20 protein-coding genes are annotated in these 25,475 nt (G+C 60.4%); 17 read left to right on the forward strand and 3 right to left on the reverse strand.

Annotated elements, in window-relative coordinates; genetic code table 11:
- The first annotated feature begins 155 nt into the window (after positions 1 to 155).
- The 4 genes from AC1MEK_RS12730 (at position 156) to AC1MEK_RS12745 (ending at position 3,444) form a co-directional block, all read left to right on the forward strand.
- On the forward strand, positions 156 to 1,595 hold the full coding sequence (locus AC1MEK_RS12730; RefSeq protein ID WP_480396635.1) for an aminotransferase-like domain-containing protein: 1,440 nt from the start codon (positions 156 to 158) through the stop codon (positions 1,593 to 1,595).
- Between the two features lie 118 nt (positions 1,596 to 1,713).
- Positions 1,714 to 2,418, forward strand: a complete 705-nt coding sequence (locus AC1MEK_RS12735) for a translation initiation factor 2 (RefSeq protein ID WP_480396636.1) — start codon at positions 1,714 to 1,716, stop codon at positions 2,416 to 2,418.
- Positions 2,419 to 2,512: 94 nt separating this feature from the next.
- Positions 2,513 to 2,770: a YkgJ family cysteine cluster protein gene (locus AC1MEK_RS12740; protein ID WP_480396637.1), complete on the forward strand. Its 258-nt coding sequence runs from the start codon at positions 2,513 to 2,515 to the stop codon at positions 2,768 to 2,770.
- Between the two features lie 68 nt (positions 2,771 to 2,838).
- Entirely contained in the window at positions 2,839 to 3,444 is a 606-nt protein-coding gene (locus AC1MEK_RS12745; RefSeq protein ID WP_480396638.1) for an START domain-containing protein, read from the forward strand.
- A 75-nt stretch (positions 3,445 to 3,519) separates the two neighbouring features.
- Here the strand turns inward: AC1MEK_RS12745 and gltA are convergent, their stop codons facing one another.
- Positions 3,520 to 4,809, reverse strand: a complete 1,290-nt coding sequence (gene gltA, locus AC1MEK_RS12750) for a citrate synthase (RefSeq protein ID WP_480396639.1) — start codon at positions 4,807 to 4,809, stop codon at positions 3,520 to 3,522.
- A 350-nt stretch (positions 4,810 to 5,159) separates the two neighbouring features.
- Between gltA and sdhC the strand changes: the two genes are divergently transcribed.
- The 10 genes from sdhC to brnQ all read left to right on the forward strand — a co-directional run bounded on the left by sdhC (position 5,160) and on the right by brnQ (position 19,155).
- Positions 5,160 to 5,546 carry a succinate dehydrogenase, cytochrome b556 subunit gene (gene sdhC, locus AC1MEK_RS12755; protein WP_480396640.1) on the forward strand — a complete coding sequence of 129 codons (387 nt, stop codon included), beginning with the start codon at positions 5,160 to 5,162 and terminating at the stop codon, positions 5,544 to 5,546.
- A complete protein-coding gene (gene sdhD / locus AC1MEK_RS12760) occupies positions 5,540 to 5,908 on the forward strand; it encodes a succinate dehydrogenase, hydrophobic membrane anchor protein (protein ID WP_480396641.1) in 369 nt (122 codons plus the stop codon). Before sdhC ends, sdhD begins: the two co-directional genes overlap by 7 nt.
- 3 nt (positions 5,909 to 5,911) lie before the next feature.
- A complete protein-coding gene (gene sdhA / locus AC1MEK_RS12765; RefSeq protein ID WP_480396642.1) occupies positions 5,912 to 7,684 on the forward strand; it encodes a succinate dehydrogenase flavoprotein subunit in 1,773 nt (590 codons plus the stop codon).
- Between the two features lie 11 nt (positions 7,685 to 7,695).
- Complete coding sequence (locus AC1MEK_RS12770) at positions 7,696 to 8,400, forward strand: succinate dehydrogenase iron-sulfur subunit (RefSeq protein WP_480396643.1); 705 nt, start codon at positions 7,696 to 7,698, stop codon at positions 8,398 to 8,400.
- A 285-nt stretch (positions 8,401 to 8,685) separates the two neighbouring features.
- Positions 8,686 to 11,517 (forward strand): 2-oxoglutarate dehydrogenase E1 component, encoded by a 2,832-nt coding sequence (locus AC1MEK_RS12775; protein ID WP_480396644.1) that lies wholly within the window; start codon positions 8,686 to 8,688, stop codon positions 11,515 to 11,517.
- Between the two features lie 41 nt (positions 11,518 to 11,558).
- Complete coding sequence (odhB, locus tag AC1MEK_RS12780; protein ID WP_480396645.1) at positions 11,559 to 12,797, forward strand: 2-oxoglutarate dehydrogenase complex dihydrolipoyllysine-residue succinyltransferase; 1,239 nt, start codon at positions 11,559 to 11,561, stop codon at positions 12,795 to 12,797.
- A gap of 164 nt (positions 12,798 to 12,961) precedes the next feature.
- Positions 12,962 to 14,401, forward strand: a complete 1,440-nt coding sequence (gene lpdA / locus AC1MEK_RS12785; RefSeq protein WP_480396646.1) for a dihydrolipoyl dehydrogenase — start codon at positions 12,962 to 12,964, stop codon at positions 14,399 to 14,401.
- A gap of 204 nt (positions 14,402 to 14,605) precedes the next feature.
- Positions 14,606 to 15,772 (forward strand): ADP-forming succinate--CoA ligase subunit beta, encoded by a 1,167-nt coding sequence (gene sucC, locus AC1MEK_RS12790; protein ID WP_480396647.1) that lies wholly within the window; start codon positions 14,606 to 14,608, stop codon positions 15,770 to 15,772.
- Positions 15,772 to 16,656 carry a succinate--CoA ligase subunit alpha gene (sucD, locus tag AC1MEK_RS12795; RefSeq protein WP_480396648.1) on the forward strand — a complete coding sequence of 295 codons (885 nt, stop codon included), beginning with the start codon at positions 15,772 to 15,774 and terminating at the stop codon, positions 16,654 to 16,656. Before sucC ends, sucD begins: the two co-directional genes overlap by 1 nt.
- Before the next feature lie 1,185 nt (positions 16,657 to 17,841).
- Positions 17,842 to 19,155: a branched-chain amino acid transport system II carrier protein gene (gene brnQ, locus AC1MEK_RS12800; RefSeq protein WP_480396649.1), complete on the forward strand. Its 1,314-nt coding sequence runs from the start codon at positions 17,842 to 17,844 to the stop codon at positions 19,153 to 19,155.
- A 74-nt stretch (positions 19,156 to 19,229) separates the two neighbouring features.
- On the opposite strand, the gene AC1MEK_RS12805 is transcribed toward brnQ, so the two are convergent.
- The gene (locus tag AC1MEK_RS12805; RefSeq protein ID WP_480396650.1) at positions 19,230 to 19,484 is read right to left on the reverse strand and encodes a hypothetical protein; all 255 of its coding nucleotides are present in this window, start codon (positions 19,482 to 19,484) and stop codon (positions 19,230 to 19,232) included.
- A 330-nt stretch (positions 19,485 to 19,814) separates the two neighbouring features.
- On the opposite strand from AC1MEK_RS12805, the gene htpG reads away from it, so the two are divergent.
- Both htpG and AC1MEK_RS12815 read left to right on the forward strand, forming a co-directional pair.
- The gene (htpG, locus tag AC1MEK_RS12810) at positions 19,815 to 21,719 is read left to right on the forward strand and encodes a molecular chaperone HtpG (protein WP_480396651.1); all 1,905 of its coding nucleotides are present in this window, start codon (positions 19,815 to 19,817) and stop codon (positions 21,717 to 21,719) included.
- A 76-nt stretch (positions 21,720 to 21,795) separates the two neighbouring features.
- Positions 21,796 to 22,521: a dienelactone hydrolase family protein gene (locus AC1MEK_RS12815; RefSeq protein WP_480396652.1), complete on the forward strand. Its 726-nt coding sequence runs from the start codon at positions 21,796 to 21,798 to the stop codon at positions 22,519 to 22,521.
- A 202-nt stretch (positions 22,522 to 22,723) separates the two neighbouring features.
- Here AC1MEK_RS12815 and AC1MEK_RS12820 read toward each other — a convergent pair whose 3' ends face one another.
- Positions 22,724 to 23,593, reverse strand: a complete 870-nt coding sequence (locus AC1MEK_RS12820; protein WP_480396653.1) for a pirin family protein — start codon at positions 23,591 to 23,593, stop codon at positions 22,724 to 22,726.
- A gap of 212 nt (positions 23,594 to 23,805) precedes the next feature.
- Here AC1MEK_RS12820 and AC1MEK_RS12825 point away from each other — a divergent pair, with 212 nt between their 5' ends.
- A complete protein-coding gene (locus AC1MEK_RS12825; RefSeq protein WP_480396654.1) occupies positions 23,806 to 25,431 on the forward strand; it encodes a methyl-accepting chemotaxis protein in 1,626 nt (541 codons plus the stop codon).
- The last annotated feature ends 44 nt before the right edge of the window (positions 25,432 to 25,475 follow it).

Below are 25,475 nucleotides of genomic sequence, written 5' to 3' on the forward strand. Positions count from 1 at the left end.
CGCTTATGCCGCATAAATTTTTTCAGCACACTCAAGTATTGCTAGCCTGCTACCAAACTGTCCCAGTACACTTCACAACTGTTCCGGTGATCTTCACGCTTTGATCGCCGCGCCATGTTTGTGCAGGCATCAAAAATGATCTCGAGGGACGCGAAATGACCAATCTTCTGCTGTATCAACGCATCGCCCAGCAGTTGGCCGAGGATATTCGTCGGGGTGTTTATCAGCCCGGCGAGCGCGTTCCCTCTGTGCGCAAAATGAGTTCGCAGCTCAACGTCAGCCACGCGACGGTGCTGCAGGCCTACGCCAACCTCGAAGATCAGGGCCTGATCCGGGCGCGCCCGCAGTCCGGCTACTACGTTCACCAGACCCCTGCGCTGACGGCGCCGACACCCGATATCGCCCGGGTCGAGCGGCCCGGCCTGGTCACCCGCGCCAGCATTATTCAGCAGGTGCTGGTCGAGGCGCGCAGGGAAGGGGTGTTCGCTTTTGGCGCGGCGGTGCCGCACATCGACTACCTGCCGTTGCGCGCGCTGCATCAGCAATTGGCCAAGGTCACCCGCTTCCAAAGCCCGCGGGCCTTCAATTACATGTTCAGCCCCGGCTTCGAGCCGCTGCGCCGCCAGGTGGCGATTCGCATGCGCGATGCGGGCGTGGTGGTCGATCCTTCGGAAATCGTCATCACTCACGGCTGTGTCGACGCCTTGCAGATGTCACTGCGGGTGCTGACCAGTCCCGGCGATCTGATTGCTGCCGAATCCCCCACCTATTACGGCCTGTTGCAGCTGGCTGACCTGCTGGGCCTGAAAGTGATCGAGATCCCCAGCGATCCGAACACCGGCATCAGCCTGGAAGCCTTGCAACTGGCGGCCAACCAGTGGTCGATCAAGGCGCTGGTAATGACCTCGCGGCTGAGCAATCCGCTGGGCAGCACCATGCCCGAAGAGCGCCAGAAACAGCTGCTGCGCCTGGCGTCGGACTTCGATATTCAGGTGATCGAAGACGATATCTACGGCGAGTTGATGTACGAGCAGAACAAGACCAAGGCCCTGAAGGCGTTCGATCGGCTGGGGCGGGTCATCTACTGTTCGAGTTTTTCCAAGACGCTGTCGCCGGGCGTGCGCATCGGCTGGATGATCGCCGGCAAATACCAAGCGGAAATCCAGCGTTTGCAGACCTTCAGCACTCACTCGGCCTGCAGCGTGACGCAAATGGCGGTGGCGTCCTACCTGGAAAATGGCGGCTATGACCGGCATTTGCGCTATATCCGCCAGGAACACCGCAAGAATGTCAGCGCGTTCCAGCTGGGCGTGCAGCAGATGTTTCCGGAGGGCACGCAGATCAGCCGGCCGGCAGGCGGGTTCATTCTCTGGATCAGTTTGCCGGGACGCGTGAATACCCAGGAGCTGCATGTCCGCGCACTGGAGCAGGGCATCAGCATCGCCCCTGGCCTGATTTTCAGTAACACGGAGCAGTTCAACCACTGCATTCGTCTAAACTGTGGCATGCCGTGGAATCGCGAAGCGGAACGCGCGCTGATGACGCTGGGCATGCTGGCCAAGCAGTTGTGTCAGGACGCCGGTCAATCCTGGTGAACTCTCGTCGCTATCGTTTCTCACAACTTTAAGGGGCTGGCTGACAGGTCCTTCACTTGTCAGCGGCCATGCAAAGAGCCAGCATATTGGCTTCTGCCTTTTTTCTGCCGTTCGATTTATGAATTCACTACGCTGTGTCGGTTTGATGTTGGTGGTGTTGCTCAGTGCCTGTGATGCTGACAAGCCGCCTGCAGCGCCGCCCAAAGTCACTGCTGTCGCGCCTGCTGCGGTCCCTGAAGCCAAAGTTGCGCAGGCGCCTGCGCCTGTTGTGCCTTCCCCTGAAAAGCCGCCTGAAAAGCCCGCGCCGGTCGTTCACCAGTTGGCGCCCAATGTCGCTGTTGTGCCAGTGGTGGCAGCGAGCAAGCCCGATTCGGTCAAATCCGAAGCCGCGAAGAAAATCACCACGCCGGCCAAAGCCGCAGCCGTCGAGAAAAAGACCCCCAGCGCGAACGCCAGATCCGCCAAGGTCAAAGCGGATAACGCCGAGGTGGCCAATCGCGCGCCGGTCGCCAGCAAGACCAAGCCGGCTTCGCAGATCGTCAAGGAAACCCGCCTGCCCAAGGCTGTGCTGGACCTCAGTCTGCCGCCCGACATGGTCAAGCAACTGAGCCCGCCGCCGAATGTGATCACTGCGGGCAATCGCGCCAAGTCCCCGTCTCCCGGCGCCAAACCGCTGTTGCCCAAGATGTTTCCCGAGGGTGGTGGCGATTCTGACTTCCAGCTGCAGGGGCGTTTGCTGAGCAATGAAATGCAGTTGCAGCTTCGCAATGAGGCGCGCAAGGACGTGGACGGCGCGGCGCTGGATTTCAAATTCAAACAGTGATCCGGCGGTCGTTGAGGCAAAATCCCTCATTTTCAAACGCGCGTTTTAGCGGGTAAGATCTTGTCGTCCCACTGTCTCTCAAGAGAATGTTTCCATGGAATGCCGTCCGGGCTGTGGCGCTTGCTGCATTGCGCCCTCCATTTCGTCGCCGATTCCCGGCATGCCCCTGGGCAAGCCGGCGGGCGTGCGCTGCGTGCAGTTGTCCGAAGACAGTTTCTGCCTGATCTTCGGTCGGCCTGAGCGCCCTGCAGTGTGCGGCGGGTTTGGCGCGGATCCCGAAGTCTGTGGCAGCAGTTCCGAAGAAGCGATTCGCTTGATCGGCTGGTGGGAGCAGGCCACATCCGTCGCCTGAGGCGAGGAGGGCATGCAGTAGAGGCATCTGAAACGACACCAGAACTTAAGACAACAAGGAATAAGACAATGGGTTCGCTGTACCGGATTGCGTTTGGAGTTGGATTGACTGTACTGGTGGCCGGCGCTGCACAGGCCGAGGACTGGAAAGTCGCCAAGAACGAGGACGGCATCAAGGTGTCTCTCAGTGACGTCTCAGGCTCTCAGTACAAGGCGTATCAGGGCGTGGCCACGATCAAGGCCAGCGTCGCCAAGCTGCGCAGCCTCCAGGAAGATGTGGCGGGCGCCTGTGCCTGGGTGCATGAATGCAAGTCGCAGAAAGTGCTCAAGCACGAAGGCGACAAGACCTGGACCTACACCCAGTTCAACACGCCATGGCCGGTCACGCCGCGAGATTCAGTGCTGCAGATCACCACGGTCGAAGGCGCCGACGGCACGCTGACGCGCAATCTGCTGGGGCAGCCTAACTACATCCCCGAAGAAAAAGGCTTCGTCCGCGTGGCGCAGGTCGAGGGTTTCTGGAAATTGGTACCCAAGGGCCCGAACGAGACCGAAGTGACCTATCAGGTGCACACGGAGCCGGGTGGCAGCGTGCCGTCGTGGCTGGCCAACAAGTTCGTGGTCGATGCGCCGTTCAATACCCTCAAGGCGTTGAGGGAGCGCGCGACGCAGTAATCGGCTGACCGATACAGTTGTTGCGGGAATGAAAAAAGGCTGCCACTGGCAGCCTTTTTCGTTGTTGCGGTGCGCTTACTTGCGTTCGGCCAGTGGCACGATATCGCGAGCCTGCTCGCCGGTGTACAGCTGGCGGGGACGGCCGATCTTGTACGGGCTGGAGAGCATTTCTTTCCAGTGCGAGATCCAGCCGACGGTACGGGCCAGGGCGAAGATCACGGTGAACATGCTGGTCGGAATGCCGATCGCCTTCAGGATGATGCCCGAGTAGAAGTCGACGTTCGGGTACAGCGAGCGCTCGATGAAGTACGGATCGGTCAGGGCGATCTCTTCCAGGCGCATGGCCAGTTCCAGCTGCGGATCGTTCTTGATGCCCAGTTCCTTGAGCACTTCGTCGCAGGTCTGCTTCATCACGGTGGCGCGCGGGTCGCGGTTCTTGTAAACGCGGTGACCGAAGCCCATGAGCTTGAACGGATCGTTCTTGTCCTTGGCCTTGGCGATGAACTTGTCGATGTTCGAGACATCGCCGATTTCATCGAGCATGGTCAGTACGGCCTCGTTGGCGCCGCCGTGGGCAGGGCCCCACAGTGCAGCGATACCGGCGGCGATACAGGCGAACGGGTTGGCACCCGAGGAGCCGGCCATGCGCACGGTGGAGGTCGAAGCGTTCTGTTCGTGGTCGGCGTGGAGGATGAAGATCCGGTCCATGGCCTTGGCCAGCGTCGGGCTGATCGGTTTGATCTCGCACGGCGTGTTGAACATCATGTGCAGGAAGTTTTCCGCGTAGCTCAGGTCATTGCGCGGGTACATCATGGGCTGGCCCATGGAGTACTTGTAGACCATCGCAGCCAGGGTCGGCATCTTGGCGACCAGGCGCACGGCGGAGATTTCGCGGTGCTGCGGGTTATTGATGTCCAGCGAGTCGTGGTAGAACGCCGACAGGGCGCCGACGACGCCGCACATGACGGCCATCGGGTGGGCGTCGCGACGGAAGCCGTTGAAGAAGGTCTTCAACTGCTCGTGAACCATGGTGTGGTTCTTCACGTTGCCGACGAACTGGGCCTTCTGCTCGGCGGTGGGCAGCTCGCCATTGAGCAGCAGGTAGCAGGTTTCCAGGTAGTCGGACTGCTCGGCCAGTTGCTCGATCGGGTAGCCGCGGTGCAGCAGAATGCCCTTGTCACCGTCGATGTAGGTGATCTTGGATTCGCATGAGGCGGTCGACATGAAGCCTGGGTCGAATGTGAAGCGTCCGGTGGCGGTCAGGCCGCGTACGTCGATTACATCGGGACCAACTGTGCCGGTCAGAATGGGCAGCTCGACGGGGGCAGCGCCCTCGATGATCAACTGCGCTTTTTTGTCAGCCATGTGGCCTCCTATTTATGCTTCAAATCATCAGACAGGCCCCCCACGCAGGGCCCGCATCACTATAGTGAGATAAATTCTAAAGTCAATTTGCCAAAAGTCTTGTGGCAGAAGGCTTTAAGCCGAGGTTTTCCTCGAAAATACCCGCCATTTACGCCTTTTATTCCACTAAAGCAATCAGCCATTAGGGGTGGGTCGGTGCGTTGTCATTAGGCGGCTAACTGTCTATACTCGGCGTCCGACCGCCAGGGGCTTTCAGGCCCGGTTTTCTGGGGTTGGTCACTTCCTGGGTAGTGGGTACCTGACCAGTGCACTTCCCAACAACTTGCCCTGATTGTTAGGGGCTCTTCAGTGTGAAAAAAGCCGTGAAAAGCCAACGACCTGTAAACCTAGACCTAAGGACCATCAAACTCCCCATCACCGCGATCACGTCGATCCTTCATCGCATCTCCGGCATCATCATCTTCATCGGTCTCGTGTTCATGCTCTATGCCTTGAGCGTGTCGCTGGGCTCCGAAGAAGGTTTCGCCGACATGAAGGCGACCTTGACCAGTCCTCTGGCCAAGCTCATTGCGTGGGGGATTCTGTCCGCCCTGTTGTATCACCTGGTGGCGGGCGTTCGTCACCTGATCATGGACGCGGGTATCGGTGAGACGCTGGAAGGCGGCAAGCTGGGCTCGAAAATCCTCATCGCCATTTCCGTGGTGCTGATCGTTCTGGCGGGAGTTTGGATATGGTAACCAGCGTAACGAACCTTTCTCGTTCGGGCCTCTACGACTGGATGGCGCAACGCGTCTCTGCGGTCGTTCTCGCGGCTTATTTCATCTTCCTGATCGGATACGTGGTCGCGCACCCTGGCATGGACTATGCCACCTGGCACGGCCTGTTTTCCCATACTGCAATGCGCATCTTCAGCCTGCTGGCCCTGGTCGCCCTGAGCGCTCACGCCTGGGTCGGCATGTGGACCGTCGCGACCGACTACCTGACGCCGATGGCGCTGGGCAAGTCCGCAACGGCAGTGCGTTTCCTGTTCCAGTCGGCGTGCGGTGTCGCGATGTTCGCGTACTTCGTCTGGGGTGTGCAGATTCTTTGGGGTATCTGATTCATGGCTAGCATTAATACACTTTCGTTCGACGCCATCATCATCGGTGGCGGCGGTGCGGGCATGCGCGCTGCGCTGCAACTGGCTCAGGGCGGCCACAAGACCGCTGTAGTCACCAAGGTCTTCCCGACCCGCTCGCACACCGTATCCGCCCAGGGCGGCATCACCTGCGCCATCGCTTCGGCCGACCCGAACGACGACTGGCGCTGGCACATGTACGATACCGTCAAGGGTTCCGACTACATCGGCGACCAGGACGCTATCGAATACATGTGTCAGGAAGGCCCGGCTGCGGTCTTCGAACTGGACCACATGGGCCTGCCGTTCTCGCGTACCGAAACCGGTCGTATCTACCAGCGTCCGTTCGGCGGCCAGTCCAAGGACTTCGGTAAAGGCGGCCAGGCAGCACGTACCTGCGCGGCATCTGACCGTACCGGCCACGCACTGCTGCACACCCTTTATCAGGGCAACCTGAAAGCGGGCACCACCTTCCTGAACGAGTACTACGCCGTCGATCTGGTGAAGAACTCCGAAGGCGCCTTCGTCGGCGTGATCGCGATCTGCATCGAAACCGGCGAAACCATGTACATCAAGTCCAAGGCGACTGTACTGGCCACCGGCGGTGCCGGCCGTATCTACGCGTCGACCACCAACGCCCTGATCAACACCGGTGACGGTATCGGCATGGCGCTGCGTGCAGGCGTTCCGGTTCAGGACATCGAAATGTGGCAGTTCCACCCGACCGGCATCGCCGGCGCAGGTGTACTGGTCACCGAAGGTTGCCGCGGTGAAGGCGGTTACCTGATCAACAAGCACGGCGAGCGTTTCATGGAGCGTTATGCTCCGAACGCCAAAGACCTTGCCGGTCGTGACGTCGTGGCCCGTTCGATGGTCAAGGAAATCATCGCCGGCAACGGCTGTGGCCCGAATGGCGACCACGTGATGCTGAAGCTGGACCACCTGGGCGAGGAAGTGCTGCACAGCCGCCTGCCAGGCATCTGCGAACTGTCCAAGACCTTCGCCCACGTCGACCCTGTCGTCGCGCCGGTCCCGGTCGTTCCGACCTGCCACTACATGATGGGCGGCGTTGCCACCAACATTCATGGCCAGGCCATCACCATGGACGCCGAAGGCAACGACCAGATCATTCCTGGCCTGTTCGCCGTAGGTGAAGTGGCGTGTGTATCGGTACACGGTGCCAACCGTCTGGGCGGCAACTCGCTGCTCGACCTGGTTGTGTTCGGTCGTGCTGCCGGTCTGCACCTGGAAAAAGCGCTGTCCGACGGTATCGAATACGCCGACGCCAGCGACACCGACATCGACGTTGCACTGAACCGTCTGAACGCGCTGAACGGCCGTACTGAAGGTGAAGACGTTGCCAGCCTGAAGCGCGAGCTGCAGAGCTGCATGCAGAACTACTTCGGTGTATTCCGTACCGGCGAATACATGCAGAAGGGCATCGAACAACTGGCCCAGCTGCGGACCCGTATCGCCAACGTCAAGATCAACGACAAGTCCCAGGCTTTCAACACCGCGCGTATCGAAGCGCTCGAGCTGCAGAACCTGCTCGAAGTCGCCGAGGCGACCGCGATCGCCGCGAACACCCGTACCGAGTCCCGCGGCGCCCACGCCCGTGAAGACTACGAAGACCGTGATGACGTCAACTGGCTGTGCCACACCCTGTACTACCCGGGTGAGAAGCGCGTCGCCAAGCGTGGCGTCAACTTCGCGCCGAAGACCGTACCGGCGTTCGAACCAAAAGTCCGGACTTACTAAGGGTGGCTACCATGTTGAAAGTCGAAGTTTATCGTTACAACCCCGACACCGACTCGGCGCCTACCACTCAGGTGTTCGACGTCGATACCGGTGGCAAGGACCTGATGGTTCTGGACGTACTGGCGCTGATCAAGGAACAGGACGAGGGCTTCTCCTATCGTCGTTCCTGCCGTGAAGGCGTGTGCGGCTCCGATGGCATGAACATCAACGGCAAGAACGGCCTGGCGTGCATCACGCCGCTGTCCGCTGTGGTCAAGAACAACAAGCTGATCGTGCGTCCACTGCCTGGTTTGCCTGTGATTCGTGACCTGGTCGTCGATATGAGCATCTTCTACAAGCAGTACGAGAAGGTGAAGCCATTCCTGCAGAACGACACGCCGGCTCCGGCCATCGAGCGTCTGCAGTCGCCTGAAGAGCGCGAAAAGCTGGACGGTCTGTACGAGTGCATCCTGTGCGCTTGCTGCTCGACCAGCTGCCCGTCCTTCTGGTGGAACCCGGACAAGTTTCTGGGCCCTGCTGCACTGCTGCAAGCCTACCGCTTCCTGGCTGACAGCCGTGACACCAAGACCAAGGAGCGTCTGGCCTCGCTGGACGATCCGTTCAGCGTGTTCCGCTGCCGCGGGATCATGAACTGCGTGAACGTATGCCCTAAAGGCCTGAACCCTACCAAGGCTATCGGTCACGTTCGCAGCATGCTTCTGCAAAGCGGTATCTGAGTCTGCTTTACTGATGTACCCGCAAGAATTGCAAATGTTGTACCCGTAACGACCGCGGCGCAGGCTTCAACCGGCGCCGTGGTTTTAACCTGAGCAGTGGCCGTATGGCTTCGGCTCTTATTTTGAAGAAATGAGACCAGCAGGGGCATCCGGGCTGGTACCCGGGCTATCTGCGTGATCCTGAGCGACTTGTTACAGTCAGCGCCTGATACATGGCTGCCTGGAATTTTCGAGTCTGCGACGGCGCCCACGCCGATGGTGTCCCCTAACCGAGGGTGACCAAGCATGCAAGAAAGCGTGATGCAGCGCATGTGGAACAGCGCCCACCTTTCAGGTGGTAACGCTGCCTATGTGGAAGAGCTTTATGAGCTCTACCTGCACGACCCTAACGCTGTGCCAGAAGAATGGCGCACCTACTTTCAGACGCTGCCAGCCGATGGCGGCGCTGCCACCGATGTATCGCACTCTACGGTTCGCGATCATTTCGTGTTGCTGGGCAAAAACCAGCGCCGCGCCCAACCGGTATCCGCCGGTAGCGTGAGCAGCGAACACGAGAAGAAGCAAGTCGAAGTGCTGCGACTGATCCAGGCATTCCGTATGCGCGGCCATCAGGGTGCGCAACTCGATCCTCTGGGTTTGTGGAAGCGTACTGCGCCAGCTGACCTGTCGATCAACCATTACGGTTTGACCAACGCTGACCTCGATACCACGTTCCGTGCCGGCGACCTGTTCATCGGCAAGGAGGAGGCGAGCCTACGCGAAATCGTCGACGCTTTGCAGAAGACATATTGCCGCACCATCGGCGCCGAGTTCACGCACATCGTCGATTCCAACCAGCGCAACTGGTTCATGCAGCGCCTCGAAAGCGTGCGTGGCCGTCCAGCCTACCCAGCCGACATTCAGAGCCACCTGCTCGAGCGCGTCACCGCGGCCGAGGGTCTGGAGAAGTACCTGGGCACCAAATACCCGGGCACCAAGCGTTTCGGTCTGGAAGGCGGCGAAAGCCTGATCCCGATGCTCGACGAGCTGATCCAGCGTTCCGGTTCCTACGGCACCAAGGAAGTCGTCATCGGCATGGCCCACCGTGGCCGTCTGAACGTTCTGGTCAACACCTTCGGCAAGAACCCGCGCGAGCTGTTCGACGAGTTCGAAGGCAAGAAGAAGGTCGAGCTCGGTTCCGGTGACGTGAAATACCACCAGGGCTTCTCGTCCAACGTGATGACCCCGGGTGGCGAAGTTCACCTGGCGATGGCGTTCAACCCGTCTCACCTGGAGATCGTGTCGCCTGTGGTCGAAGGTTCGGTGCGCGCCCGTCAGGACCGCCGCAACGACGCCACTGGCGAGAAAGTGCTGCCGATTTCCATCCACGGTGACGCTGCGTTCGCAGGTCAGGGCGTGGTCCTGGAAACCTTCCAGATGTCGCAGACCCGCGGCTTCAAGACTGGCGGTACGATCCACATCGTGGTCAACAACCAGGTCGGCTTCACCATCAGCAACCCGCTGGACTCGCGTTCCACCGAGTACGCCACCGACGTTGCCAAGATGATCCAGGCGCCGATTCTCCATGTGAACGGCGATGACCCCGAAGCGGTCCTGTTCGTGACCCAGCTGGCCATCGACTACCGCATGCAGTTCAAGCGTGACGTGGTTATCGACCTGGTCTGCTACCGTCGTCGCGGCCACAACGAGGCCGACGAGCCAAGCGGCACCCAGCCTCTGATGTACCAGCAGATCGCCAAGCAGCGCACCACCCGTGAGCTGTACGCCGACGCACTGGCTGCGGCCAACGTGCTGGACGCCGCAGGGGCCCAGGCCAAGGTCGACGAGTACCGCAATGCGCTGGACAACGGCATGCATGTGGTCAAGAGCCTGGTCAAGGAACCGAACAAAGAGCTGTTCGTTGACTGGCGTCCGTACCTGGGCCACGCCTGGACTGCGCGTCACGACACCCGTTTCGACCTCAAGACCCTGCAGGAACTGTCGGCCAAGCTGATGGAGCTGCCGGAAGGTTTTGTGGTTCAGCGTCAGGTCCAGAAGATCTACGAAGACCGCCAGAAGATGCAAGCCGGTGGCCTGCCGATCAACTGGGGCTACGCCGAGACCATGGCCTACGCCACCCTGGCGTTCGAAGGTCACCCGGTACGTATCACAGGGCAAGACGTCGGTCGCGGTACGTTCTCGCACCGTCACGCCGTGCTGCACAACCAGAAAGACGCCACCACCTACGTGCCTCTGCAGAACCTGTATGCCGGTCAGCCTCGCTTCGACCTGTACGACTCGTTCCTGTCGGAAGAAGCGGTACTGGCGTTCGAATACGGCTACTCGACGACCATGCCGAACGCGCTGGTGATCTGGGAAGCCCAGTTCGGTGACTTCGCCAACGGTGCACAGGTCGTGATCGACCAGTTCATCACCAGCGGCGAGCACAAGTGGGGCCGTCTGTGCGGTCTGACCATGCTGCTGCCTCACGGCTACGAAGGCCAGGGCCCCGAGCACTCCTCGGCGCGTCTGGAGCGTTACCTGCAGCTGTGCGCCGAACACAACATTCAAGTGTGCATGCCGACCACGCCTGCGCAGATCTACCATCTGTTGCGCCGCCAGGTGATTCGCCCGCTGCGCAAACCGCTGGTGGTGCTGTCGCCGAAGTCGTTGCTGCGTCACAAGCTGGCGATCTCCACGCTGGAAGATTTGGCCGAAGGCTCGTTCCAGACCGTCATCCCGGAAATCGACACCCTCGATGCCGCCAAGGTGACCCGTCTGGTGCTGTGCAGCGGCAAGGTCTACTACGACCTGCTGGAAAAACGCCGTGCCGAAGGCCGCGAAGATATCGCCATCGTGCGTATCGAGCAGCTCTATCCGTTCCCGGAAGACGACCTGATGGAGGCCATCGCGCCTTACACCAACCTGACCAATGTGGTCTGGTGCCAGGAAGAGCCGATGAACCAGGGCGCCTGGTACAGCAGCCAGCATCACTTGCGCCGCAGCATCGGCAATCACAACCGCAACCTCGTTCTCGAGTACGCCGGTCGTGACGCCTCCGCTGCTCCAGCTTGTGGTTACGCTTCGATGCACGCCGAACAGCAGGAAAAACTGCTGCAAGACGCGTTCACTGTTTAACGCCTTCGCGCACTAGAAACCGAATTAAGGAATTACAGACAATGGCTATTGAGATCAAAGCCCCCTCTTTCCCGGAATCCGTTGCCGACGGCACCATTTCCAAATGGCACAAACAGCCGGGCGAAGCGGTAAAACGTGACGAGCTGCTGGTCGACATCGAAACCGACAAAGTCGTTCTCGAAGTGCTGGCCGAAGCTGACGGCGTTCTGGCTTCCATCGTCAAGGGCGAGGGCGACACCGTCCTGTCCAACGAGCTGATCGCGACCCTGGACGCAGGCGCTACTGCCTCGGCCGCACCTGCTGCCGCTGCTGCTCCGGCTGCCGCACCTGCCGCTGCTCCTGCAGCCGCCGCTGCTGCCAGTGACGAAGACGCCATCGGCGCTCCGGCTGCTCGCAAACTGGCTGAAGAGAACGGCATCGCGCTGTCCAGCATCAAGGGCACCGGCAAAGACGGCCGCGTGACCAAGGAAGACGTCGTCGCTGCCATCGAAGCGAAGAAATCCGCTCCGGCCGCTGCGCCTGCTGCCAAGCCTGCTGCTGCTCCTGCCGCTGCCGCTCCTGTGTTCGCCGCTGGCGATCGCACCGAGAAGCGTGTACCGATGACTCGCGTACGTGCCACCGTTGCCAAGCGTCTGGTCGAAGCCCAGTCGAACATGGCGATGCTGACCACCTTCAACGAAGTCGACATGACCGAAGTCATGGCACTGCGTTCGAAGTACAAAGACCTGTTCGAGAAGTCCCACAACGGAGTGCGCCTGGGCTTCATGTCGTTCTTCGTCAAGGCGGCCACCGAAGCACTGAAGCGCTTCCCGGCAGTCAACGCCTCGATCGACGGTTCGGACATCGTCTACCACGGCTACGCGGACGTCGGCGTTGCCGTCTCCAGCGACCGTGGCCTGGTGGTTCCGGTGCTGCGTAACGCCGAGCAGATGAGCCTGGCTGAAATCGAAGGCGGCATCGCCACCTTCGGCAAGAAAGCCCGTGACGGCAAACTGTCCATCGACGAGATGACTGGCGGTACCTTCACCATCACCAACGGTGGTACCTTCGGTTCGATGATGTCGACCCCGATCGTCAACCCGCCGCAAGCCGCTATCCTGGGCATGCACAACATCATTCAGCGCCCGATGGCGATCAATGGTCAGGTTGTGATTCGTCCGATGATGTACCTGGCGCTGTCCTACGATCACCGCCTGATCGACGGTAAGGAAGCTGTAACTTTCCTGGTGACCATCAAGAACCTGCTGGAAGATCCGGCTCGTCTGTTGCTGGATATCTAAAAAGCAGCCACAGGCTGCAGGCCGCATGCTTTGTAAAAGAAGCGGGCGGCTTGCGGCCTCGGCCGCGACGCTACATCTCACAGAAGCTGGAAGGCGAGTCTGCTGTAGAATGCGGGCGCACTTGCAGCTTGTAGCTTGAAGATTGACGCTAAAGGAACTTTTTTATGTCCCAGAAATTCGACGTGGTAGTGATTGGCGCAGGCCCTGGCGGTTATGTTGCCGCCATCAAGGCTGCGCAACTTGGTCTCAAGACTGCCTGCATCGAGAAGTATCAGGATAAAGAGGGCAAGCTGGCTCTCGGCGGTACCTGCCTGAACGTAGGCTGCATTCCGTCCAAGGCGCTGCTGGACAGCTCCTGGAAGTTCTACGAAGCGAAAAACCAGTTCAACGTGCACGGCATCTCCATTTCCGGCGACGTGAAAATGGACGTACCGGCCATGGTCGGTCGCAAGTCCCAGATCGTCAAAGGCCTGACCGGCGGCGTTGCCAGCCTGTTCAAGGCCAACGGCGTGACTTCCCTGCAGGGCCACGGCAAGCTGCTGGCCGGCAAGAAAGTCGAGCTGACCAAGCCTGACGGCACCACCGAAGTCATCGAAGCCGACAACATCATCCTGGCTTCCGGCTCGCGTCCGATCGACATTCCGCCGGCTCCGGTCGACCAGAACGTGATCGTCGACTCCACCGGCGCCCTGGAATTCCAGGCCGTGCCTGAGCGTCTGGGCGTGATCGGCGCCGGCGTGATCGGTCTGGAACTGGGTTCGGTCTGGTCCCGTCTGGGTTCCAAGGTCACCGTTCTGGAAGCGCTGGAGAAGTTCCTGCCAGCCGCCGACGAAGGCGTTGCCAAAGAAGCACAGAAGACCTTCACCAAGCAGGGTCTGGACATCAAGCTGGGCGCTCGCGTGACCGGCTCGAAAGTCAACGGCAACGAAGTTGTCGTCAACTACACCGACAAAGACGGTGAGCAGAACATCACTTTCGACCGCCTGATCGTTGCTGTAGGCCGTCGTCCGGTGACCACCGATCTGCTGGCCGCCGACAGCGGCGTCGATATCGACGAGCGCGGCTTCATCTTCGTCAACGATCAGTGCGAGACCAGCGTTCCTGGTGTCTATGCGATCGGTGACGTGGTCCGTGGTCTGATGCTGGCACACAAAGCGTCGGAAGAAGGCATCATGGTGGTTGAGCGCATCAAGGGTCACAAGACCCAGATGAACTATGACCTGATCCCATCGGTTATCTACACTCACCCGGAAATCGCGTGGGTCGGCAAAACCGAGCAGACCCTCAAGGCTGAAGGCGTTGAAGTCAATGTCGGTCAGTTCCCGTTCGCGGCCAGCGGCCGTGCAATGGCAGCCAACGACACCGGTGGTTTCGTCAAGGTCATCGCTGACGCCAAGACCGACCGTGTACTGGGTGTACACGTCATTGGTCCAGGCGCGGCAGAGCTGGTACAGCAGGGCGCGATCGGCATGGAGTTCGGCACCAGTGCCGAAGATATCGGCATGATGGTCTTCTCCCACCCGACGCTGTCCGAAGCGCTGCACGAAGCTGCTCTGGCTGTGAATGGCGGCGCCATCCACATCCAGAACAAGAAAAAACGCTAAGAAAAAAACCACGGCGGACCGCCCGTCGTAAGCCTTGTTCGCAAGGCTTACCGCGGAAGGTCCGTCGGACTCGAACTCCCGGCGGATTTCGAACCGGCACTTTGGTGGCGGGGCGGGGCCTTCCGGGAGAAGCGGTCACAGGTGGTGCGGCACGCCACGGCGAGCAGCACCGAAGCGCAGTACCTAACGAAGACGGTAAAAAGCATGAATCTTCACGAGTATCAGGGTAAACAGCTGTTTGCTGAATACGGCCTGCCAGTATCCAAGGGCTTTGCAGTAGACACTCCGGAAGCTGCAGCAGAAGCCTGCGACAAGATCGGCGGAACCGAGTGGGTCGTCAAAGCCCAGGTTCACGCAGGTGGTCGCGGTAAAGCTGGCGGCGTCAAGCTGGTCAAGAGCAAGGAAGACGCCAAGGCGTTCGCCGCTCAGTGGCTGGGCAAGCGTCTGGTCACTTACCAGACTGATGCCAACGGTCAACCCGTTACCAAGATCCTGGTTGAATCCTGCACTGACATCGCCAAAGAGCTGTATCTGGGCGCTGTAGTCGATCGCTCGAGCCGTCGTATCGTGTTCATGGCTTCCACCGAAGGTGGCGTGGACATCGAGAAAATCGCTCACGAAACACCTGAGAAGATTCTCAAGGCCACTATCGACCCACTGGTTGGCGCTCAGCCATTCCAGGGTCGCGACCTGGCATTCCAGCTGGGTCTGGAAGGCAAGCAGGTTGCACAGTTCGCCAAGATCTTCGTCGGCCTGGGCAAGCTGTTCCAGGACCACGATCTGGCCCTGCTGGAAGTCAACCCGCTGGTGATCAAGGCCGACGGCGATCTGCACTGCCTGGACGCCAAGATCAACATCGACGCCAACGCCATGTACCGTCAGCCAAAGCTGAAGGCTTTCCACGACCCATCGCAAGATGACCCACGTGAAGCCCACGCTGCCAAGTTCGAACTGAACTACGTGGCACTGGAAGGCAACATCGGCTGCATGGTCAACGGTGCCGGTCTGGCCATGGGTACCATGGACATCGTCAACCTGCACGGCGGCAAGCCAGCCAACTTCCTCGACGTAGGTGGTGGCGCTACCAAAGAGCGCGTGACCGAAGCGTTCAAGATCATCCTGTCCGACAGCAACGTCGCCGCAGTACTGGTCAACATCTTCGGCGGCATCGTTCGCTGCGACATGATTGCCGAAGGCATCATCGGCGCTGTGAAAGAAGTCGGCGTGAAAATCCCGGTCGTTGTTCGCCTCGAAGGCAACAACGCTGACCTGGGCGCTAAAGTACTGGCAGAAAGCGGCTTGAACATCATCGCTGCAACCAGCTTGACCGACGCTGCTCAACAAGTTGTCAAAGCTGCGGAGGGCAAATAATGAGCGTCCTGATCAATAAAGACACCAAAGTCATCTGCCAGGGCTTCACCGGCTCCCAGGGTACTTTCCACTCCGAACAAGCCATCGCCTACGGCACCAAGATGGTTGGCGGCGTGACCCCAGGCAAAGGCGGTACCACCCACCTGAACCTGCCGGTGTTCAACACCGTTCGCGAAGCTGTAGAAGCCACTGGCGCTACCGCCAGCGTGATCTACGTTCCGGCTCCGTTCTGCAAGGACTCGATCCTGGAAGCAGCGTTCGGCGGCATCAAGCTGATCATCTGCATCACCGAAGGCATTCCTACCCTGGACATGCTGGATGCCAAGGTCAAGTGCGACGAGCTGGGTGTTACCCTGATCGGCCCTAACTGCCCAGGCGTGATCACTCCGGGCGAGTGCAAGATCGGCATCATGCCAGGTCACATTCACTTGCCAGGCAAGGTCGGTATCGTGTCGCGTTCCGGCACCCTGACCTATGAAGCCGTGAAGCAGACCACTGACGCCGGTTTCGGTCAGTCCACCTGCGTCGGTATCGGTGGTGACCCGATCCCGGGTTCGAACTTCATCGATATCCTGAAGCTGTTCCAGAACGACCCACAGACCGAAGCGATCGTGATGATCGGTGAGATCGGTGGTTCGGCCGAGGAAGAAGCGGCTGCCTACATCAAGGCCAACGTGACCAAGCCGGTCGTTTCCTACATCGCTGGTGTGACTGCTCCTCCGGGCAAGCGCATGGGCCATGCTGGCGCGATCATCTCCGGCGGCAAAGGCACTGCAGACGAGAAATTCGCTGCGCTGCAAGACGCTGGCGTGAAGACCGTGCGTTCGCTGGCTGACATCGGCAAGGCCCTGGCCGAGCTGACTGGTTGGGAAATGAAGAAGTAAGCATGGCTTGCTGATCATTGTCTGATCGACAAAGGCCACCTTCGGGTGGCTTTTGTTTTTTCTAGCCGCGGACCCTGTAGGAGCGCGCTTGCCCGCGATCGGCGACGCAGTCGTCGTAAAACCTGGTTGTGCGATATGCCTGAAACAACTCGGGCGCGTGGTTGATCGCAGGTTCTGCCTAACGGCAGAAGCGTTTCGGCTTCGCCGAGTTACTTGGAAAAGACCCCCAAGTAACCAAGGGGTCCTGCTCCTGGTTTGGGTCCTCCTTCGTCGGACTTCCTTCATTCCGGTCTCGCTCCGTGGGCCCGGCGTGAAAGGGCCATCCATGGCCCACACGCCTCTCGCGACATCCTGTCGCTCGTCCCACTCCACGAGACCTCCATTCAGCCTGCACCCAAGTCGCGTTTTGCGTTGTCTGGGCCATTGCGCACGAAGATCAAAAGCCAAATCAAAAGCAACCGGCTAACGCCGTCCCCCGGGGGATGTGGTGTGTATGCGATCGAATGACACCCTCAATCCCGTAGCAGCCGAGCTTGCTCGCGGGTCGCCCTCAAGATCGCCCCCGCCGGCAAGCCGTGCTGCTACGGGGCGGTGTACCCTCGCTTTTGATTTTGATCTTCATGCGCGATAGCCCAGACACCACAAATCGCGACTTGGGTGCAGGCTGAACGGAGGTCTCGTGGAGTGGGCCAAGCGGCAGGATGCCGCGCGAGGCGCGGGGCCATGGATGGCCCATTCGCGCCGGGCCCACGGAGCGAGATCGGAGTGAAGGTAGTCCGACGAAGGAGGACCCAAACCAGGAGCAGGACCCCTTGGTTACTTGGGGGTCTTTTCCAAGTAACTCGACGAAGTCGAAACGCTTCTGCCGTTAGGCAGAACCCGCCGGAGGCAATCGCAAAGACGATCAATTTGCATCTGACACAGCGCGATTTCTGAACCCCGCACCCGCGAACGCTAAAAAACCGTAGGACCTTTCCGATAATGCGACACGAAAGTTCGTTCATCGGTCGCCAGGTCCTGAAACGACGTCGCAAATAGGGTAGTCTACCCGCCATTTTGCGCGGTCGGCCCCCACAAGGAGCGACTTCGCAGCCCCAGGGCCTGTTCTAAAAGGACGGGCAGCATTTCCCTCACCCATGGGGAAATCCTCTTCTTAATTCCGATTCTGCAGTGTGGTTTCCTTAGATGAAAGTGTTGAAAGGCCAGGACATCCTGGCACTGGGTTTCATGACGTTCGCGTTGTTCGTAGGTGCTGGCAATATCATCTTCCCCCCGATCGTAGGCCTGCAGGCCGGTCCGCACGTGTGGATGGCGGCGCTGGGCTTTCTGGTGACTGCGGTCGGCCTGCCGGTCGTCACGGTGATCGCGCTGGCCAAGGTCGGTGGCGCGATGGACGCCCTGAGCAGTCCCATCGGCAAAGTCGCCGGTACGGTGCTGGCCGCGGTGTGCTATCTGTCGGTAGGGCCGCTGTTCGCGACGCCGCGTACCGCCACCGTGTCCTTTGAAGTGGGACTGGCGCCGATCACCGGCGAGAGCCCGCTGGCGCTGTTCCTCTACAGCCTGGTGTATTTCCTGCTGGTGTTCTGGATCTCGCTGTACCCGGGTCGTCTGCTCGACACCGTCGGGCGTTTCCTGGCGCCGTTGAAGATCTTCGCGCTGGCCGTGCTGGGCATCGCGGCGTTCGCGCTGCCGGCCGGTGACATCGGCACCGCCCAGCCTGCCTACGTGGCGGCGCCGTTCTCCCAGGGCTTCATCAATGGCTACCTGACCATGGATACCCTGGGCGCGCTGGTGTTCGGCATCGTCATCGTCAACGCCATCCGTTCCCGGGGTGTCGAGTCGCCGCGTCTGATCACCCGTTATGCGGTGATCGCCGGCCTGATCGCGGGCCTGGGCCTGGCGCTGGTGTACATCAGCCTGTTCCGCCTGGGTTCGGGCAGCCACGCGGTGGCCGCGGACGCCACCAACGGTGCAGCTGTCCTGCACGCGTATGTCCAGCACACCTTCGGCACCTTGGGCAGTGGTTTCCTGGCGATCCTGATCTCGCTGGCCTGCCTGGTCACCGCCGTGGGCCTGACCTGCGCCTGTGCCGAGTACTTCAGCCGCCTGCTGCCGCTGTCCTACAAGGCGCTGGTGGTGATTCTGGCCGGTTTCTCGCTGCTGGTGTCCAACCTGGGGCTGACCAACCTGATTCACTTCTCGATTCCGGTGCTGACCGCGATCTACCCGCCGTGCATCGCGCTGGTGGCGCTGAGCTTCTGCAAGGATTTCTGGCACGTTCAGGGGCGCATCGTCGCGCCGGTGATGCTGGTGTCGCTGGTGTTCGGCATGGTCGATGCGGTGAAAGGGGCGGGGCTCGAGGCTTACCTGCCTGACGCGCTGGCACACTTGCCGCTGAGCGATCAGGGGCTGGCCTGGCTGATCCCCTCGCTGATTACCCTGTTCGCCGCGTTCGTGGTCGACCGGGTGATTGGCAAGCGCAGCGAAGCGCTGGCTTGATAGTCGCCGGATAAAAATAAAGCCCGCAATTGCGGGCTTTATTTTTGGACGCTTTATTTCTGCCAATAGGGAACTTACTGCTTAGTTGCGGCAGGGGCTTGTTCGTTGGCTTCTTTGGCGCGCTCTTGCGCGGCTTCGGCGTTCTTCTGCGCGGCTTCCTGGCTTTCTTTGGCAGCGTCGTTCACTTTGTCTTGAGCCTGTTGCATCGACTCCTGGGACTGCTGCGCAGCCTTGTTGGCATCTTGCTGTTTATCCTCGGATTTTTTATCGCAGGCAGCGAGACCCAGAGTGGCAGAGAGCATGAGGGCAATGGCTAAAGTCTTACGCATGGGGTGTTTCTCCTTATTGAACATCGTTGTCCCTTCGAACATGCGCTTATTGTGTTAGTTCCATGTTTGCAGCAGATAAATAAACAGGTGTTTCTTCGCTGTTACGCCTGCGCAGAGGTTAACGCAGGTTAAACGTTTTTTCGGTGGGTACGCTGACGGCTGGCAAAACAGTCAGACTTTATTGTTGATGAAGATCCGCATAGTCACGCCTCGGGCGCTCTTGAAATCCTTCGCGCTGCCCCCACCTTGATGACAACCCGCCGTCCAGCCCCTCTGTCACGGGCTTGGCGGCTACCCCTATTTGTGTGGACTGATTGGAGTTTGATGACCATGAGTGTGGAAACTCAAAAGGAAACCCTGGGCTTCCAGACCGAGGTAAAGCAACTGCTGCACCTCATGATCCATTCGCTGTATTCGAACAAGGAAATCTTCCTGCGCGAGCTGATTTCCAACGCCTCCGACGCCGTCGACAAGCTGCGCTTCGAAGCGCTGTCCAAGCCTGAACTGCTCGAAGGCGGCGCGGAGCTGAAGATCCGTGTGAGCTTCGACAAGGAAGCGCAGACCGTCACCCTCGAAGACAACGGCATTGGCATGAGCCGCGAAGATGTGATCACCCACTTGGGGACCATCGCCAAATCCGGCACGGCCGATTTCATGAAAAACCTGACCGGCGATCAGAAGAAGGATTCGCACCTGATCGGCCAGTTCGGCGTGGGCTTCTACTCGGCGTTCATCGTCGCTGACAAGGTCGACGTGTTCAGCCGTCGCGCCAGCCTGCCGGCCAGCGAAGGCGTGCACTGGTCTTCGAAAGGCGAGGGCGATTTCGAAGTCGCCACCGTGGAGAAGGCCGAGCGCGGCACCCGCATCGTGCTGCACCTTAAAAAGGGTGAAGACGAGTTCGCCGACGGCTACCGCCTGCGCAACATCATCAAGAAGTACTCCGACCACATCGCGCTGCCGATCGAGCTGCCCAAAGAGCAGATCGCCGTGGAAGGCGAGCCTGCGCCGGTGCAGGAATGGGAAACCGTCAACCGCGCCAGCGCCCTGTGGACCCGTCCTCGCACCGAGGTGAAGGACGAGGAATACCAGGAGTTCTACAAGCACATCGCCCACGACTTCGAGAACCCGCTGAGCTGGAGCCACAACAAGGTCGAAGGCAAGCTGGAATACAACTCGCTGCTGTACGTGCCGGCCCGCGCGCCGTTCGATCTGTACCAGCGCGAAGCGCCACGCGGCCTGAAGCTGTACGTTCAGCGCGTGTTCGTGATGGATCAGGCCGAATCGTTCCTGCCGCTGTACCTGCGTTTCATCAAGGGCGTGGTCGACTCCAACGACCTGTCGCTGAACGTGTCCCGCGAGATCCTGCAGAAAGACCCGATCATCGATTCGATGAAGTCGGCGCTGACCAAGCGCGTGCTGGACATGCTGGAAAAACTGGCGAAGAACCAGCCTGAAGAATACAAAGGCTTCTGGAAAAACTTCGGCCAGGTGATGAAAGAAGGCCCGGCCGAAGACTTCGCCAACAAGGAGAAGATCGCAGGCCTCTTGCGTTTCGCCTCGACCTCCGACGACAGCGGCGAGCAGAGCGTTGCCCTGGCCGACTACCTGGCCCGTGCCAAGGAAGGTCAGGACAAGATTTACTACCTCACCGGCGAAAGCTACGCGCAGGTCAAGAACAGTCCGCACTTGGAAGTCTTCCGCAAGAAAGGCATCGAAGTGCTGCTGCTGACCGACCGCATCGACGAGTGGCTGATGAGCTACCTGAGCGACTTCGACGGCAAGGGCTTCGTCGACGTGGCCCGTGGCGATCTGGACCTGGGCAAGCTGGACTCCGAAGAGGACAAGAAGGCCCAGGAAGAAGTCGCCAAGGACAAGGAAGGCCTGATCGAGCGCCTTAAAGCCGCACTGGGTGATGCCGTCAGCGAAGTGCGCGTGTCGCACCGCCTGACCGACTCGCCAGCGATTCTGGCCATCGGCGAGCAGGACCTGGGCCTGCAGATGCGTCAGATCCTGGAAGCCAGCGGCCAGAAGGTGCCGGATTCCAAGCCGATCTTCGAGTTCAACCCGACTCACCCGCTGATCGGCAAGCTGGACAACGAGCAGAGCGAAGAGCGCTTCGGCGAGCTGTCGCACATCCTGTTCGACCAGGCCGCGCTGGCAGCCGGTGACAGCCTGAAAGACCCGGCCGCCTACGTGCGCCGTTTGAACAAGTTGTTGGTCGAGCTTTCGGTTTAACCTTCGCAACCGTCAAAACCCGCTTCGGCGGGTTTTGTCATTTGATGTCCTACCTTCTCGATAGCAGGAGTCAGCAATGAGCAACGTTACTGTGCAGTCCGTGGTGTATCAGATTGATGGCCAGAGCTACGAAAGCCGTCTGGTGTTCAGTCAAGGTGCCAAGGCGGCACCGGGCCTGGTGATGGCCCCTAACTGGATGGGCATCAGCGCCGATGCCGAGCAGATCGCCAAGGAGGTCGCAGGCAAGGGCTATGTGGTGCTGCTGGCCGACCTGTATGGTCAGAATGTACGTCCGACCAACGCCGATCAGGCACTGGCCGCGATGATGCCGCTCAAGAACGACCGTGGCCTGCTGAACAAACGCATGCAGACGGCGCTGGATCAACTGACCACTCAGTCGGTCGCAGCGGTGGACAAGAACAGCCTGGCCGCCTTCGGTTTCTGCTTCGGCGGTTGCTGCGCGCTGGAGCTGGCCCGCACCGGTGCGCCGCTCAAGGCTGCAGTGTCGTTCCACGGCACGCTGGACACCACCAACCCGGCCGACGCCAAGAACATCAAGGGCAAGGTGCTGGTGCTGCACGGCGCTTCCGACCCGCTGGTGCCGAAAGAGCAGTTGCCAGCCTTCGAAGCCGAAATGAACGAGGCCAATGTCGACTGGCAGTTGCTCAGCTACGGCGGCGCGTTCCATTCCTTCACCGACCCGCACGCGAACAACCCGGGCGTGCAGATGTACAACCCGGTCGTCTCCAAGCGCGCGTTTACTGCGATGCACAATCTGCTGGATGAGGTGTTCGCGGGTTGATGCGTTCTCGTTGACACGCCGCTAAGCCTCTGTAGGAGCGAATTCATTCGCGAAGATGTTTCAGGCGCTGGAGATGTATGGCCTGAAACATCGCATCGCGAATAAATTCGCTCCTACAGGTCTGGTTATCGGCGGCTGATTGTCGGTGTTCTCACGATCGCTATCGCCGGCAAGCCGGACTGCTACGCGAATCGCGCGCCGGTCATTGCGGCCGTCTCGGCGCAGGCAACTCGATCCGCGCCACTTCCCCCGGCACCGTCGGCCAATCGCCGGCTGCCCATTTCGCTCTCGCCTGATCGATCAATGCCGGGTCGCTGGCGACGAAGTTCCAGTTCATCCTCCTTGTCCCATCCAGTGGCGCGCCGCCGATCAATACCGCATGGCACTCGCTTTGTGCGCACAGTGTGGGTTCGTCGCCTTGATCGAGCACGATCAGGCTGCGCGGTTCCACAGGCTCACCATCGAGCAGCACCTCTCCCTCGATCACGTACAGCGCGCGTTCCTCGTGCTCGGCGGGAATCAGCAGGGTGGTGGCGGTCTGCATCTTCACTTCGGCGTACAGCGTGGGTGACAGCACCGGCACCGGCGACTCAAGACAAAACCCGTTGCCCGCGATCATACGAATGCTGATGCCCATGGTGTCACTGAGCGGCAGGGTGGCTGCCGGGTGGTGGCTGTAATGCCCCGGCCCCTGTTCATGGCTTTTCGGCGAGGCCAGCCAGACCTGCAGGCCATGCAGACGCGAACCTGCGTCATGAATCGCCTGCGGCGTGCGTTCGATGTGGGCGATGGCGCTGCCGGCGGTCATCCAGCTGACTTCGCCGGGCTGCACATGTTGGTCGCTGCCCAGGCTGTCCTTGTGCTGGATCTGCCCCTCGAACAGATAGGTCAGGGTCGAAAGGCCGATGTGCGGATGCTGGCGAATGTCCATCCCGGTGCCCGGGGCGTAGGTGGTTTCCAGCATGTGGTCGAAAAACACGAAAGGTCCGACGCTGCGGCACTGGGCGGACGGCAGCGGCCGCAGAATCGGCTGGCCTTCGACGTCTTCGGCGCGGGGTTTGATGGTCAACATGGCAGGGCTCTCGGAGGACATGGCAACAGGATACGCGCGATCAGTACCACCGTTTGGATCATCTGTGCGGACAAATGTCATCGAACGGTGGTATTGCGAATTGATCTCAAATAAATCGCGGAATTGTCCTACAGAATCTAGCGCGTCCAGCCGATATCGATGGCGATTACCGGCCACACTTCGAAGGCAGGGATTTTGGGGAGGGACCCATAATGAGCGTAAGAAACATGAATATTGCGCCCCGTGCCGGGCTGGGTTTCGGCGCGCTGGCATTATTGGTCTTCGCACTGGGCGCGTTTGCGCTGATGCAGATGTCGAGCATGCGCAAGCAGTCGGATCTGGTAGAGAACAAATGGCTGCCCAGCGTGATGGAGCTGGGCGCCATAGGGCAGGATCTGATGCGGATCCGTACCCTTACGCTGCGACTGATGATCGGTCGCGATGCTGCGGCCTTGCAGCAGAACTACGACAAGATCGAGCAGCTCAAGACCGAACTGCAGTCGGCCGAGCAACGCTATGCCGCGATGATCGAAGTCGCCCGCGAGCGCGACCTCTACCAGCGCTTCGTGGCTGCCAAGCAAGCGTACTTGCAGCGCCAGAACCGGGTGATGGAGCTGTCCCGGGAAAACCGCGTGGATGACGCGGTGCAGGTGATCAATGGCGAGATGAATCAGTACGCCGACACCATGACCCAGGCGCTCAACGCGCTGACGGCCCTGAACAAGCAGGGCGCCAACGACGCTGCCGATGTCGCGAAGAAGGTGTTTGGCAGTGCGCAGGGCTGGGTCGCGACCATGATGGTGCTCACCGCGTTGATTACCTTGGCGCTGGCCTGGGGCTTGATCCGCAGCATCCTTCAGCCGCTGGCCCAGGCGCTGGGCATCGCCCAGGTGATTGCCTCGGGAGACCTGACCGCCGATATCAAGGTGCAAGGGCGCGATGAGCCGGCGCGGCTGCTGGAGGCGCTCAAGGCGATGCAGTTGAGCCTGCGCAACACCATCCTGCGCATTTCCGACTCGTCGAACCAACTGGCGTCGGCTTCCGAAGAGTTGAGCACGGTGACCGAGGACTCCACCCGCGGCCTGCACCAGCAGAGCCTGGAGATCGATCAGGCGGCCACGGCGATCAATCAGATGACCGTGGCGGTGGAGGAGGTGGCGCGCAATGCCGTGGCCACTTCCCAGGCATCCGATGAGTCCGAGCGCATCGCCCAGCGCGGGCGGCAACAGGTTCAGGAGACGGTCGCTTCGATCGATCACCTGGCGCAGGACGTCACCCGCACGGGCGATCAGGTGGAAACCCTGGCGCAAAAGGTGTACGGCATCAGCAAGGTGCTGGATGTGATCCGCTCGGTGGCCGAGCAGACCAACCTGCTGGCGCTCAATGCGGCGATCGAGGCGGCGCGGGCAGGGGAGGCGGGGCGCGGTTTCGCGGTGGTGGCCGATGAAGTGAGGGCACTGGCCCATCGCACCCAGTCGTCGACCCAGGAAATCGAAACGCTGGTGGGCGACATCCGCCAGGGCACCGACCAAGCGGTGGCTGCGATGCAGGGCAGTAACACCCGAGCCCGTTCGACCCTGGAGCTGGCGCAATCGGCCGGCGTGGCGCTGGACGAGATCGCGACCGCGATCACCGTCATTACCGAACGCAACACAGTCATCGCCAGCGCCTCCGAGCAGCAGGCGCAGGTGGCCCGTGAGGTCGACCGCAACATCACCAATATCCGCGATCTGGCCCTGCAGAGTTCGGCAGGGGCCAACCAGACCAGCGCGGCCAGTCAGGATCTGTCGCGCCTGGCGAACGATCTGAACGGGATGGTGGCGGCGTTTTCGGTGTGACGGCAGTGCTGCTACGGGGCGGCAAAACCCACAGATAAAAAAAG

This window comes from Pseudomonas sp. 2 (assembly GCF_056627435.1).

Excerpts from the sequence above, each read along its gene's own strand:
- sucD (WP_480396648.1), top strand. The coding sequence starts at position 15,772 with ATGAGCGTCCTGATCAATAAAGACACCAAAGTCATCTGCCAGGGCTTC.
- AC1MEK_RS12740 (WP_480396637.1), top strand. The coding sequence starts at position 2,513 with ATGGAATGCCGTCCGGGCTGTGGCGCTTGCTGCATTGCGCCCTCCATT.
- gltA (WP_480396639.1), bottom strand. The coding sequence starts at position 4,809 with ATGGCTGACAAAAAAGCGCAGTTGATCATCGAGGGCGCTGCCCCCGTC.
- sdhA (WP_480396642.1), top strand. The coding sequence starts at position 5,912 with ATGGCTAGCATTAATACACTTTCGTTCGACGCCATCATCATCGGTGGC.
- AC1MEK_RS12730 (WP_480396635.1), top strand. The coding sequence starts at position 156 with ATGACCAATCTTCTGCTGTATCAACGCATCGCCCAGCAGTTGGCCGAG.
- AC1MEK_RS12745 (WP_480396638.1), top strand. The coding sequence starts at position 2,839 with ATGGGTTCGCTGTACCGGATTGCGTTTGGAGTTGGATTGACTGTACTG.
- AC1MEK_RS12735 (WP_480396636.1), top strand. The coding sequence starts at position 1,714 with ATGAATTCACTACGCTGTGTCGGTTTGATGTTGGTGGTGTTGCTCAGT.
- AC1MEK_RS12825 (WP_480396654.1), top strand. The coding sequence starts at position 23,806 with ATGAGCGTAAGAAACATGAATATTGCGCCCCGTGCCGGGCTGGGTTTC.
- sdhD (WP_480396641.1), top strand. The coding sequence starts at position 5,540 with ATGGTAACCAGCGTAACGAACCTTTCTCGTTCGGGCCTCTACGACTGG.
- AC1MEK_RS12775 (WP_480396644.1), top strand. The coding sequence starts at position 8,686 with ATGCAAGAAAGCGTGATGCAGCGCATGTGGAACAGCGCCCACCTTTCA.
- htpG (WP_480396651.1), top strand. The coding sequence starts at position 19,815 with ATGAGTGTGGAAACTCAAAAGGAAACCCTGGGCTTCCAGACCGAGGTA.
- AC1MEK_RS12805 (WP_480396650.1), bottom strand. The coding sequence starts at position 19,484 with ATGCGTAAGACTTTAGCCATTGCCCTCATGCTCTCTGCCACTCTGGGT.
- sucC (WP_480396647.1), top strand. The coding sequence starts at position 14,606 with ATGAATCTTCACGAGTATCAGGGTAAACAGCTGTTTGCTGAATACGGC.
- AC1MEK_RS12770 (WP_480396643.1), top strand. The coding sequence starts at position 7,696 with ATGTTGAAAGTCGAAGTTTATCGTTACAACCCCGACACCGACTCGGCG.
- AC1MEK_RS12820 (WP_480396653.1), bottom strand. The coding sequence starts at position 23,593 with ATGTTGACCATCAAACCCCGCGCCGAAGACGTCGAAGGCCAGCCGATT.
- odhB (WP_480396645.1), top strand. The coding sequence starts at position 11,559 with ATGGCTATTGAGATCAAAGCCCCCTCTTTCCCGGAATCCGTTGCCGAC.
- lpdA (WP_480396646.1), top strand. The coding sequence starts at position 12,962 with ATGTCCCAGAAATTCGACGTGGTAGTGATTGGCGCAGGCCCTGGCGGT.
- brnQ (WP_480396649.1), top strand. The coding sequence starts at position 17,842 with ATGAAAGTGTTGAAAGGCCAGGACATCCTGGCACTGGGTTTCATGACG.
- AC1MEK_RS12815 (WP_480396652.1), top strand. The coding sequence starts at position 21,796 with ATGAGCAACGTTACTGTGCAGTCCGTGGTGTATCAGATTGATGGCCAG.